The organism is Nonomuraea bangladeshensis (assembly GCF_039529455.1).
GTDB classification, from domain to species: Bacteria; Actinomycetota; Actinomycetes; order Streptosporangiales; family Streptosporangiaceae; genus Nonomuraea; species Nonomuraea bangladeshensis.
On record NZ_BAAAMV010000031.1, the window covers coordinates 1 to 11,854 of the forward strand.

Consider the following 11,854-nt stretch of genomic DNA (forward strand, 5'->3'; position numbering starts at 1 on the left):
ATCGTCCCTCTCGATAAAACGTTTTAATAGAGAATGTGCGACGCGACGGGGCACCGGAAGGAGGAAGGGGATGCGCGCGTCGCGTAGTGAGGATGATGCGCTCGCGGCTCACCGGGCCGGTAGGCCAGCGTTAACCGGAAGTAGCACGAAATTAACGACTCGTCCCCGCGAGAGCTATCGTGCCTGCATGCACGCACCTCCCGTTGAGGACGCCAGCGGGCTCGTCTACTTCACCGACGGGTCGCTCGCCTATGCGGGCAGACATGTCCACGAGAAGTCCTATCCGGCCCACACCCACAGCTTCATGGAGGTGGCGGTCGTCGTCGCGGGCACCGGCACGCACCACTCGCTCGCCGGCCGGCACGCGCTCGCCCGGGGTGATGTCGTCCTGTTGCGGCCCGGCGTCTGGCACGAGTACGAGCGCTGCGCGGACCTGGTGCTGTACAACTGCTGCTTCCGGCCCGGCCTGCTCCGGCGTGAACTCGCCTGGGCCAGGGAGGACCCGCTGCTCGGACACCTGCTCTGGACGGCCCCCTACTCGCTCGGCCGCCGCGGCATGCTGATGGCGCGGCTCGACGAGGCGGCTCTTCAGGAGTGCGTGACGCCGTTGCGGGCGCTCGACGGGCTGGGCTCGGCGGCCGGTCCGCTGCACCGCGGCGATGTCATCGGGCACCTGACGTTGTTCCTCAGCGCTCTGGCCAGGGTCGTCGCCAAGGAGAGGAACAGCAGGCTGAGCCCGCCGGCGCCGCCGCACCCGGCGGTGGCCAAGGCCATGCGCCTGCTGGAGGGCAGCCTGGCTCATCCCTGGACGCTGCGCGAGCTGGCCGAGGAGCTCCCCATGGTGCCCGGCTCGCTCGTGCGGCTGTTCAAGTCGGCCGTGGGGCTGCCGCCCATGGCCTACCTCGCCCAGCAGCGAGCCGAGGCCGCCGCCGCGCTGCTGCTGCAGGACGACCGGCCGATCTCGCAGATCGGCGCGTCGGTGGGCTGGCCGGATCCCAACTATTTCGCGCGTCGTTTCAAGGCTCACTTCGGGCTGAGCGCGCGGGCTTACCGCAGCCGCTTCAGCGACGACTCGGCCTTTCTCAGGACCTGGCTGCACGCGGAGCCCTGAGACCGGGAGCCGCGTGACCCCTGCTGCTCTTGCCGCCACGTGGCGGTGATGTTACGTTCCTCGCACCTACTGGCACGTGTTAGTTGCGGCCTTTGGCGCAGGACCCCTTAAAACGATCAAATGGAGAGTGTGATGTCCGAGCCCGCATCCCCGCCTCCGGTGGCAGCCGCGACAGCCGCGCAGCCGGCCAGGGCGAGCGGCGGTTTCATCACCGTCTACGTGCTGGCCTACCTGGGGCTCTACGTGGCAGTCATGACGCCGTTGCTGGCCTCGCTGGCCATCCGGTTGCAGCAGATCGACCCCGAGGGCAAGGAAGCGGCGCTTGGCCTGGTCATCGGGATCGGCACGCTGCTCAACATCATCGCCGCCCCGGTCGTGGGCCTCCTGAGCGACAACACCACCTCCCGCCTCGGCCGGCGCAGACCGTGGATGCTGGCGGGCATGCCGGTGCTGGCCGCCGGAGCCGTGCTCGCCGCCGTGATCGAGACGGTCCCGGGCGTGCTGCTGGGTTACGTCGTCGCGCAGGTCGGCATCACGTTCATCATGACCCCGCTGCTGGCGGTCATGCCGGACCAGGTCCCCGAGGAGCAGCGCGGCAAGGTCGGCGGCCTGCTCGGGTTCACCGCCCAGATCGCGGGAGTGGCCGGATTCCAGGTGTCGGGCGCGCTCGCCGGCTCGCCGCTGCTGCTGTTCCTCGTGCCGGCCCTTGTGGCCTGCGCCGCCGTGCTGCTGCTGGTGGTGAGGATGTCCGACCGGCCCCTGCCCCGCGAGCAGCGGAAGGTGCTCGATCTTGCGGGCCTGGCGCGCGACCTCACCTTCGATCCCCGCCGCCATCCCGACTTCGGCTGGACCTGGCTGGGGCGTTTCCTCATCCAGTTCAGCCTCATGTTCCTGTCCACCTACCAGCTGTACTTCCTGACCGATCATCTCGGTTACCGGCTCGAGGAGGTCACGGGCCTGCTGGCGATCACGGGCGGCGTCGGGTTGGTGATGACGTCCGTGGGCGCGGTGGTGAGCGGCTATCTGTCGGACCGGCTGCGGCGGCGCAAACTGTTCATCTACCTGGCCGCCGCCTGCTTCGTGGTCGGCTTCGTGATCGTCGCGTCCGCGGCCTCGTTCACCTCGGTGCTGGTCGGCTCGCAGTTCATTCTGTTCGGCGCGGGCGTCTTCGGGGCGGTGGACCTGGCCCTGGTCAATGACGTGCTGCCCGACCGCGAGGGGGCGGCGGCCAAGTACATGAGCCTGGCGGGGATCGCCAGCGCCCTGCCGCAGTCCGTCGCGCCGATCGTCGCCCCGGTGATCCTGGGCGTCGGCGGGGGAGGCAACTATCCGCTGCTGTTCCTGGTGGCCGCCGGGGTCGCGGTCCTCGGCGGGTTGACGGTCCGGCTCGTCAAGGGTGTACGTTGACAACAGCTAACACGTGTAAGCAAGGAGAGTCCGTCCGCGTGATCACCATCCGATTCGAGCACCTGCGTGAACCGCTGGGCGTCGGCACGCGCACGCCGCGCCTGTCGTGGTCCGTCGAGACCGGCACGCCGGACTGGCGACAGAGCGCCTACGAGGTCGAGGCCAGGGGCGAGCGGGTCCGGGTCGGGTCCGCCGAATCCGTGCTGGTGCCCTGGCCGTTCGCGCCGCTGGCGGCGCGCGAGCGAGTGGCGGTGCGGGTGCGCGTCGAAGGCCCCGGCGGATGGTCGGCGTGGAGCGAGCCCGCGCACGTGGAGGCGGGCCTGCTGGAGCGGGAGGACTGGTCGGCCGCGTTCGTCAGCCCGGGGGAGGGCTCGCTGCTGCGCGGCGAGTTCGAGGTCCGCCGGGGCGTGCGCGCCGCCCGGCTCTACACCACCGCGCTGGGCGTGTACGAGGCGGAGCTGAACGGCGAGGTCGTCGGCGACCACGTGCTGGCGCCCGGCTGGACCGCCTATCGGCACCGCCTGCGCTACCAGACCTTCGACGTGACGGACCTGCTGCGCGAGGGGACCAACTGCCTGGGCGCGACGCTGGGCGACGGCTGGTACCGGGGACGGCTGGGCTTCGAGGGCAAGCGGGCCCTGTACGGCGACCGGCTCGCCTGGCTGGCCCAGCTGGAGATCGTCCACGACGACGGCACGATGGAGCGGTTCGTGACCGACGGGTCATGGCGGGCCGCGTCCGGGCCGTTGCTCTCCTCCGACCTCTACGACGGAGAGACCTACGACGCCCGGCTGGAACGCCGGGGGTGGTCGTCGCCCGGTTACGACGACTCCGGCTGGTCGCCGGTCGAGATCGTGGACCGTGACCTGGGCACGCTGGTGGCGCCGGAAGGGCCGCCGGTGCGCCGCACCGAGACCCTTGTCCCGGTCGAGAGGCGCCTCACCCCGAGCGGCGCCACCGTCTACGACTTCGGCCAGAACCTGGTCGGCCGCCTCAGGATCACCGCCACCGGTTCCGCGGGCGACCAGGTGACGCTGCGGCACGCCGAGGTCCTGCAGGACGGCGAGCTGTGCGTCACGCCGCTGCGCACCGCCAAGGCCACCGACACCTACATCCTGCGCGGCGACGCGCAGGGGGAGACGTGGGAGCCGCGCTTCACCTTCCACGGCTTCCGCTATGCCGAAACATCAGGACCGGTGGACGACGTGGTCGCCGTCGTGTGCCATTCCGACCTGGAGCGCACCGGCTGGTTCGACTGCTCGGACCCGCTCGTCAACCGGCTGCACGAGAACGTCGTCTGGGGCATGCGCGGCAACTTCCTCGACGTGCCCACCGACTGCCCCCAGCGTGACGAACGCCTGGGCTGGACGGGCGACCTCCAGGTCTTCGCTCCCACGGCCTCCTTCCTGTTCGACAGCGCCGGCCTCCTGTCCTCCTGGCTCGCCGACCTGGCCGTCGAGCAGGGCGAGGACGGCCTGGTGCCGCACATCGTGCCGAACGTCACCAGCGCCTCCAACGCGGCCGCGGCCTGGGGCGACGCCGCTGTGATCGTCCCGTGGGTGCTGTACTGCCGTTACGGCGACAGCGGCATCCTGGAACGGCAGTTCGCGAGCATGCGCGCCTGGGTCGAGCACGTCGCCGCTCTGGCCGGGCCGGGCAGGATCTGGGACAGCGGCTTCCAGTTCGGCGACTGGCTCGACCCTGCCGCGCCCGCCAACCGACCCGAGCAGGCCCGCACCTACCCCGAGATCGTGGCCACCGCCTACTTCGCCCGCTCGGCCGACCTGCTCGCCCGGGTGGCCGAGGTCATCGGGCAGGACGCCGCTCCCCATCGGGAGCTCGCCGACCAGGTGCGCCGCGCCTTCGCCGCCGAGTACGTCACGGCCTCGGGGCGGCTGCTGAGCGACTCGCCCACCGCCTACGCCCTGGCCCTGGAGTTCGCCCTGCTCCCCGAGCCCGGGCAACGCGCCCGAGCCGCCTCCCGCCTGGTGGAGCTGGTCCGCGCGGGCGGCTACAAGATCGCCACCGGTTTCGTCGGCACCCCGCTCATCTGCGACGCCCTCGCCGAGGCGGGGGAGACGGAGGCCGCGTACCGGCTGCTGCTGCAGCGCGAGTGCCCGTCCTGGTTGTATCCGGTCACCCAGGGCGCCACCACGATCTGGGAGCGCTGGGACAGCCTGCTGCCCGACGGCACCGTCAACCCCAGCGGCATGACCTCCTTCAACCACTACGCCTTCGGAGCCGTCGCCGACTGGCTGCACCGCACGGTCGCGGGGCTGAGCCCGGCCGCGCCGGGCTACCGGGAGATCTCCGTACGTCCCCGGCCCGGCGGCGGCCTCACCCGTGCCGCCGCCCGGCTGCGCACCCCCTACGGCCTGGCCGCCGCCTCGTGGCGCCTCGACGACGGCACGCTCGCCGTCGAGGCCGTGGTCCCGCCGAACACCACGGCGCACGTCACGCTGCCCGGCGGTGACCGGCACACGGTCGGCTCCGGCACCCACCGCTGGACCTCCCCCTACGCCGGGGACCAGGCCGCGTCCGCGCCGCTCACCCTTGACAGCACTCTCGCCGAGGTGGCCGACCGACCCGGCGCGTTGCGCGTCGTCACCGATGCCATCGTCCGGCACCTGCCGGAGCTCGCCGGGTACGTGGAGACCGGCCTCGACGCCGTCGCCCAGAACATGACCGTGCGCGACGCCATCGCCATGATCCCGAACGCCGAGCACCTCCCCACCGAGATCGAGGCCGGTTTCGCCGGCCTCCAGAAGGACTGACGCCGTGCCGTTGATCGATGAGCCGGACCTGCTGCGCCGCCTCGCCGCGATGACACTGAAGGAGAAGGTCGCCCTCCTCACCGGGGCCGACGCCTGGACGATGAACCCGGTGACGTCGGCCGGGCTGGCCGCGCTGGCCCTGTCGGACGGACCCGTCGGGCCGCGCGGCACCTCCTTCGGAGGGGACACCCCGCCCTCGTTGCTGTTCCCCAGCCCGACCTCTCTGGCCGCGGCCTGGGACGAGGAGACGGCGCGCGAGGCCGGGCGGCTGATGGGCGCCCGGGCACGCGAGATGGGCATCCACGTCCTGCTCGCCCCCACGGTCAACCTGCACCGCTCGCCTCTCGGCGGTCGCCACTTCGAGTGCTGCTCCGAGGACCCGCTGCTCACCGCCCGCGTCGCCGTCGGGTTCATCCAGGGCGTGCAGTCGGCGGGGGTCGCGGCGACCGTCAAGCACTTCGTGGGCAACGACTCCGAGACCGACCGGATGACCTACGACGCCCGCATCGACGAGCGCACGTTGCGCGAGGTGTACCTGGCGCCGTTCGAGGCGGCGGTGCGCGAGGCCGGCGTGTGGGCGGTGATGGCCGCCTACAACCGGGTCAACGGCGAGACCATGACCGAGCACCGCGACCTGCTGACCGGCGTGCTCAAGGAGGAATGGGGCTTCGACGGCGTCGTGGTCTCCGACTGGACCGCCGCCCGATCGTGCGAGGCCACCGCCCTGGCCGGGCTGGACGTCGTCATGCCGGGCCCGGACGGGCCGTGGGGTGACGCGCTGGTGGCGGCGGTCGAGGACGGGCGCGTCCCCGCCGAGGTGGTGGACGACAAGGTGCTGCGCGTCCTGCGGCTGGCCGCGCGCACCGGCGCTCTCGAAGGCGTCCCCGCACCCCCTGCCCCGCCCGTTCCCGGCGACGTCCGCGACCGCCTGCGCGAGCTGGCGATCCGCGGCTCGGTACTGCTGCGCAACGACGGCCTGCTGCCCCTGCGGCCGGGCCTGCGCAAGGTCGCGCTCATCGGCCCGAACGCGGTGCGTTTCACCGCCCAGGGCGGCGGCAGCGCCCACGTCACCCCCGAGCACGTGGTCGCGCCGCTCGAAGGACTGCGCAGAGTGCTCGGCGAGGACACCGAGATCACCGTCCACGGCGGCGTCTTCCCCCACGCCAAGCTGGAGCCGCTGCCCCCCGGCCTGGCCGTCGACCCCGAGACCGGCGAGCAGGGCGTACGGCTGGAGCACCGCTCGGCCGACGGCACCGTGCTGACGGCCGAGCATCGCGACCCCGCTCCCTGGTGGTTCCCGATCATCCTCGCCGACGAGGTCGATGAGCTGGCCGTGCGCGCCCGCCTCAGCCTGCCCGCCGCCGGCGTGCACCGGCTGTCGGTCCTGGGCACCGGCCGCCACACCCTGCGCGTCCCCGGCAACGCCGAGCAGTCCCGCGAACAGCTCCAGGGCGGTGACGACATCGCCGCCCTGCTGCTGAACCCGCCCTCGCACACCTTCACCTTCACCGCCGACGCCGGTCCGATCGACGTCGAACTGCTGATCAGCCCGCAACGCAACCTGCCCTATCCGGTCACTCTGACCGGGCTGGGCTATGAGGCGCCGCGCGGCACCGACGAGGAGGAGCTGCAGGCCGCCCTCTCGGCGGCACGCGCCGCCGACGTGGCGATCGTGGTGGTCGGCAGCGATGCCGACACCGAGACGGAAAGTCTCGACCGGACCGGCCTGACACTGCCCGGACGGCAGGACGAGCTGGTACGCCAGGTCTGCGCGGCCAATCCCCGCACCGTGGTCGTGGTGAACGCCGGAGCGCCGTGGCTGATGCCCTGGGCGTACGAACCGGCGGCGCTGCTGTGGTCCTGGTTCCCCGGCCAGGAGGGCGGCGACGCCATCGCCGACATCCTGACCGGCGCCGAACCCGGCGGCCGGCTGCCGACCACCTTTCCCGCCACCGAGGCCGACGTCCCGATCCTGTCCACGCGACCCGTCGAAGGCGTGCTCGACTATGCCGAGGGCGACCGCATCGGCTACCGCGCCTACCGGCCCGAGGGCGTGCTGTTCCCGTTCGGTCACGGCCTGTCCTACACCACCTGGGAGTACCTGCACGCCGCTGTGGCGGATGACGACGCCGTGGAGGTGACGCTCCGCAACGCCGGCGACCGCCCGGGCCGGGAGGTCGTGCAGGCGTATCTGGAGCAGGACGAAGCTCTGCGCCTGGCCGGCTTCGCCGCTGTCGAGGCCGCACCGGGTCAGACGGTCACGGTGCGGATCGGCATTGCTCCGCAGGCGCTGTCCCGCCGGCCGCACAGCGGCGGCCCGCACCGGCTGCGCGTCGGCCGCTCCGCCTCCGACCTCCCCCTGACCTGCACCATCAACTGAAACGGAGTGAACCTTCTCATGCAGCGACTCACCGACCGGCGCATCCTCATCACCGGCGCGGCCTCCGGCATCGGCCGGGCCACCGCGCTGCGGCTGCTGACCGAAGGCGCCCGCGTGGTGGCCGCGGACATCGCCGAGGACGGCCTGAAGGAGACGCTCGCCCTGGCGGCCGAGCAGGGCACCGCCGACCGGCTCACCGTCACCCCTGTCGACATCGCCGACGCCGGTTCGGTCGATGAGGTGGTCTCCTCGGCGGTGAGCGGCCTCGGTGGTCTGGACGCCCTGGTCAACACCGCCGCCATCCTGTGCGGCGCGCACACCCATGACTGCTCCTTGGAGCTGTGGAACCGCATCATCACCGTCAACCTGACCGGAACCTTCCTCATGACCAGGGCCGCGCTGCCGGCCCTGCTGGAGTCCGGCCGGGGCGTCGTGGTGAACTTCAGCTCCACCGCCGCCTTCTACGCCCACCCGTTCATGGCCGCCTACTCGGCCAGCAAGGGCGGCATCGCCTCCTTCACCCACAGCCTCGCCCTGGAGTACTCCAAGCAGGGGCTGCGCGCGGTCAACGTCGTGCCCGGCGGCATCAGCAGCGGCATCACCAACAACATCGGCTCCCTCGTGCCCGCCGACACCGACTGGAGCCTCTTCGGCAAGCTGACGTCCGCGATCAGCGACGGCCTGCCCGGCCCCGAGAACGTCGCCGGTGTCGTCGCCATGCTCGTCTCCGACGACGGCGCGTTCATCACCGGCACCGAGATCCGCGTCGACGGCGGCGCTCACATGTGACCTGAAACGCTCGCCGTCAGGGTGCCTGATGGACCACGCGACCGTCGATCATGGTCAGCCGGACCCGCTCGGCGTCCGGCTCGGCCAGCACCTCTATCGGGACAGCCACGTGCTGAAGGCGCTGATGGTGCGGCCGAAGGGCGGTCGCCGTGGCCGGTTCAGATGACCGTGGGAGGTGCCCGGCTCTGTGGTCACCTCCACGGGCCGCCCGTGGGCGAGCAGTTCGCCCGCGAAGGCCTCGCCGGACGCGCGCAGGCTGTCCCGCTCGGAGTTCACGATCATCGTCGGCGGGCAGCCCGTGAGATCACGGCCGCCGGGGAACGCCTCCGGCAGCCGATCCGGGTTCGCGCGTCCGACGTAGTTGCGCGCCATCCACGACACCGCGGTGGGGGAGAAGGTCCCCAGCCGCCGCAGGCCGCGCCGACTGCGGCGCAGTTCCGGGCCCAGTGGTGGGAGGGCCGCGTGCAGGAGCGGGTAGGCCAGGACGACGCCCGCCGGTGGCGGGGCGCAGTTGTCATATAGCCGCAGGGCGAGACTCGCCGCCAGAGCTCCGCCCGCGCTGGCGCCGCCGACGTGCAGACGGCGTGGGTCGACGCCCAGGCCGTCGAGATGGTGCCGCGCCCAGGCCCAGGCGCGTTCGCAGTCGTCGAGAGGGAGCGGAAACCGGACAGCGTCGGGAGCGCGCTGGGCACGACGGTCACCGAAGCCGGGAGTCAGGCGGTAGCCGACGCTCACGCAGGTGATCCCGTTCGCGGCAAGCGCGCGGCAGACCGCATCGCTTTCGGGCATGTCCAGCGAGCCGCCGATGAAGGCGCCGCCGTGCATCCAGACGAGACCGGGGCCGCCGCGGCCCTCAGTCGCCGGATACACCCGTACGGGGACAGGCGGATGATCGCCCGTCACGGTCACGTCATGTGGGGACACGGGTCCTCAGCCTCCGGTCGGTGTCGGGTCTGCCGGCGTGGGCCGTGCAGGTGCACTTACACGTGATAGTACTGTCGCTCCGCGAGGGTCTTCGTTAGCCGCCACGAGCGGGTCGCCCGCCGGAGGACTTCAGGCGGACTCGCGCTCGACCACCCGGATGATCGCCTCCGGCAGCACGTCGAGCTCGGAAGGCTCGCCGTTCAGGGTCTTGAGCAGGGCAGCGGCGATGCGCGCGCCGAGTTCGCCGCTGTCCTGAGCGACCGTGGTGAGCGGGGGGACCGCGAAGCGGGCCGCGGGGATGTCGTCGGCGCCGATCACGGGCAGGCTCGTGCCCAGCTTCCGCATGCCGGCCAGCAACGCCAGGGCCACCTCGTCGTTGTAGGCGCACACGGCGGTCGGCGGCCGGCGCCAGCCCGCCACCGTCTCGGCCGCCGCGGCGGCGTCCAGCGGGATGATCGAAATGATCGGTTCCGGCAGCCCGGCCTCCGCGCACACCTGGGCCGCCCCCTCCGAACGCCCCCGACCCAGTGCTCTCAGCCGGGGGTCGTCGGGCAGGACGTAGGCGAGTCGGGTATGCCCCTTGCCTATCAGGTACTGAGCTTGCAGCCGGCCCACGCCGTTGAGCCACAGTGTCGCGCCGACGTCGCTGCCGCTCTGTTCCGGGGGCGGCAGCACGGCCGCGATGTTCGCGCGCTTCATGCCGGCCGTCTCCTCGGGGGTGAACGGCCGCATGCCGAACACGGCCGCTGGGGCGAGCGCGGTCCACAGCCGCGCGAGATCGTCGTCCTGGCCGGTGTGGACGTGGGTGATGAGAGTCAGTCCGGCGTCGGCCAGCACTTGGGCGGCCCGATCGACGAACTCCGCCATGGTGGGCCCCTGCGGCCAGTCGGGCAGGACGAACAGCACCACGTCGCTACGGCCGCTCCGCAGAGCGCGGGCGGGCGCGTAGGGCGTGTAACCCAGGCGGGCCGCCGCCTCCAGCACCCGCTGCCGGGTGGCCTCGGGGATGGTTTGACCCGGCGTGTCGTTCAGGACGAAGCTGACCGTGGCACGCGACAGCCCCGCCTCCCGCGCCACATCCACGCTGGTGATGCGCTTGGTCTTCTTCTGGTCCGCCACCCTGTCCCTCATCCCCGTCTGCCCGCCCTGACGATGCTAACGTCCGTACGCTCACCCGGTAACACGTGACAGTTGCGGAGCTCTGGCCGACGGCAGCGGCCGGAACCGCGCTGCGCCGTTCAACGACGGCCAACGGAGTCAGGGCCGCACTGGCCGCGGGATCGGCGAAGTGGGGCGGCGGCGACCACATCACCTACGTCTTCGCCCCGCCCGGCGACGCTCGTTCCTCATGGATCTGAGAAGCCTGGAAACGGTATGTCAACCGCTCCTCCCCATGCGCTTGAGCCCTTCGATCGGCAGGTGGCGGAGGGCGGCGTTGCCTACCTCTGCCCCCACGGGCCTGGATTCGACCGATGGCGGCCACACCCGCGTCACCGTCGCGTGTCCCGATCGCCGCGGCCGGCTCGTCCATCGCCGCACGGACCGTGGCCCGAGCCGCCGGACCCAGGTTGGCCACTTCGTCAGGCTCTCTCCTTCCAGGTGCATGTGACCAGCGCGAGGAGACGGCGAGCAGCCCTGCGGCCAGGGCTCGGCCAGGGGGGCGTGCTCGGAGTTACCCGGCCGGATCTGCCGGTCCTGGTGATGCAGCACCACGGCGCCACCGCCTGGTGGCATGCCGCGGCGTGAGCCTCGGCATCGATCGCGCGTACCTCTGATTTCTCCGTGAGATCGCCGGCCCCTCCCGCTCCCGCTGGCGTGCGCCTGGCGGCCGCTCCGGCGACAGCGGCGGGCAGCACGGCAGAGCTGGTTCCTCTGGCGCTCGTGGAGGGCAGGCCCTTGGCGCAGGAAGATGGCCGCCGCCCATGCCAGGTAGGTCACGGCGGCCAGGGCGAGCAGCGCCGGCAGGTCCCATTTCGACGTGCTGGCGTGCCCCGGTGAGGATCAGGCGGTGGAGGTGGAACGGCTGAAGGCGCTCGGCGCGACGCTCACCGACGTCGGCCAGGGGGACGTCCCGTGGCGGGTGCTGGCCGACCCGGAGGGCAACGAGTTCTGCGTCCTCCGCCGGGCCTGACACACGGACTCCCGGTAGGCAAGACGAGACGGTCCGTCTTGACTTGATGAAGGAGAGCCGATAGGTTCACGACATCAACGGGAGACGAACCGTCTCGTGTTGTGAACCGCCGACCGATCGGAGATCGCGTATGCGCACCCCGGAAACCACCGCCCCTCGCACCTGGTTCATCACCGGCGCCGGTCGCGGCCTCGGCCGCGCGTTCGCCCTGGCCGCGCTGGAGCGCGGCGACCGGGTGGCCGCCGCCGCCCGCACCGTCACCCTGGAGGACTTCCCCAGCCAGTACGCCGACCGCCTGCTCGTCCTCCCCCTGGACGTGACCGACCGCGCCGCCGTGT

Annotated in this window: 9 protein-coding genes and 1 pseudogene; 8 read left to right on the forward strand and 2 right to left on the reverse strand. The window is 71.9% G+C overall.

The window, feature by feature from the left end; genetic code table 11:
- Window positions 1-187: 187 nt before the first annotated feature.
- From ABD292_RS48710 to ABD292_RS48730, 5 genes are all read left to right on the forward strand, one after another.
- Window positions 188-1,111 (forward strand): helix-turn-helix domain-containing protein, encoded by a 924-nt coding sequence (locus ABD292_RS48710; protein WP_344220312.1) that lies wholly within the window; start codon window positions 188-190, stop codon window positions 1,109-1,111.
- 132 nt (window positions 1,112-1,243) lie between these two features.
- Entirely contained in the window at window positions 1,244-2,518 is a 1,275-nt protein-coding gene (locus tag ABD292_RS48715; protein WP_344220314.1) for an MFS transporter, read from the forward strand.
- A 38-nt stretch (window positions 2,519-2,556) separates the two neighbouring features.
- On the forward strand, window positions 2,557-5,292 hold the full coding sequence (locus ABD292_RS48720; RefSeq protein WP_344220316.1) for a family 78 glycoside hydrolase catalytic domain: 2,736 nt from the start codon (window positions 2,557-2,559) through the stop codon (window positions 5,290-5,292).
- 4 nt (window positions 5,293-5,296) lie between these two features.
- Window positions 5,297-7,672, forward strand: a complete 2,376-nt coding sequence (locus ABD292_RS48725) for a glycoside hydrolase family 3 protein (RefSeq protein WP_344220318.1) — start codon at window positions 5,297-5,299, stop codon at window positions 7,670-7,672.
- Window positions 7,673-7,690: 18 nt separating this feature from the next.
- Window positions 7,691-8,461, forward strand: a complete 771-nt coding sequence (locus ABD292_RS48730; protein ID WP_344220320.1) for an SDR family NAD(P)-dependent oxidoreductase — start codon at window positions 7,691-7,693, stop codon at window positions 8,459-8,461.
- A 93-nt stretch (window positions 8,462-8,554) separates the two neighbouring features.
- Here the strand turns inward: ABD292_RS48730 and ABD292_RS48735 are convergent, their stop codons facing one another.
- Window positions 8,555-9,370 carry an alpha/beta hydrolase gene (locus tag ABD292_RS48735; RefSeq protein WP_344220322.1) on the reverse strand — a complete coding sequence of 272 codons (816 nt, stop codon included), beginning with the start codon at window positions 9,368-9,370 and terminating at the stop codon, window positions 8,555-8,557.
- A gap of 144 nt (window positions 9,371-9,514) precedes the next feature.
- Entirely contained in the window at window positions 9,515-10,516 is a 1,002-nt protein-coding gene (locus ABD292_RS48740) for a LacI family DNA-binding transcriptional regulator (protein ID WP_344220324.1), read from the reverse strand.
- Between the two features lie 53 nt (window positions 10,517-10,569).
- On the opposite strand from ABD292_RS48740, the gene ABD292_RS48745 reads away from it, so the two are divergent.
- From ABD292_RS48745 to ABD292_RS48755, 3 genes and pseudogenes are all read left to right on the forward strand, one after another.
- Complete coding sequence (locus ABD292_RS48745; RefSeq protein ID WP_344220326.1) at window positions 10,570-10,743, forward strand: hypothetical protein; 174 nt, start codon at window positions 10,570-10,572, stop codon at window positions 10,741-10,743.
- Window positions 10,744-11,351: 608 nt separating this feature from the next.
- Window positions 11,352-11,516: pseudogene (locus ABD292_RS48750) on the forward strand (VOC family protein); the annotation flags it as partial.
- A 130-nt stretch (window positions 11,517-11,646) separates the two neighbouring features.
- A partial coding sequence (locus tag ABD292_RS48755) for an SDR family NAD(P)-dependent oxidoreductase (protein WP_344220310.1) occupies window positions 11,647-11,854 on the forward strand: 208 nt, incomplete at its 3' end.

Coding starts and splice junctions, on each gene's coding strand:
- ABD292_RS48710 (WP_344220312.1), top strand. CDS start 188: ATGCACGCACCTCCCGTTGAGGACGCCAGCGGGCTCGTCTACTTCACC.
- ABD292_RS48715 (WP_344220314.1), top strand. CDS start 1,244: ATGTCCGAGCCCGCATCCCCGCCTCCGGTGGCAGCCGCGACAGCCGCG.
- ABD292_RS48730 (WP_344220320.1), top strand. CDS start 7,691: ATGCAGCGACTCACCGACCGGCGCATCCTCATCACCGGCGCGGCCTCC.
- ABD292_RS48740 (WP_344220324.1), bottom strand. CDS start 10,516: ATGAGGGACAGGGTGGCGGACCAGAAGAAGACCAAGCGCATCACCAGC.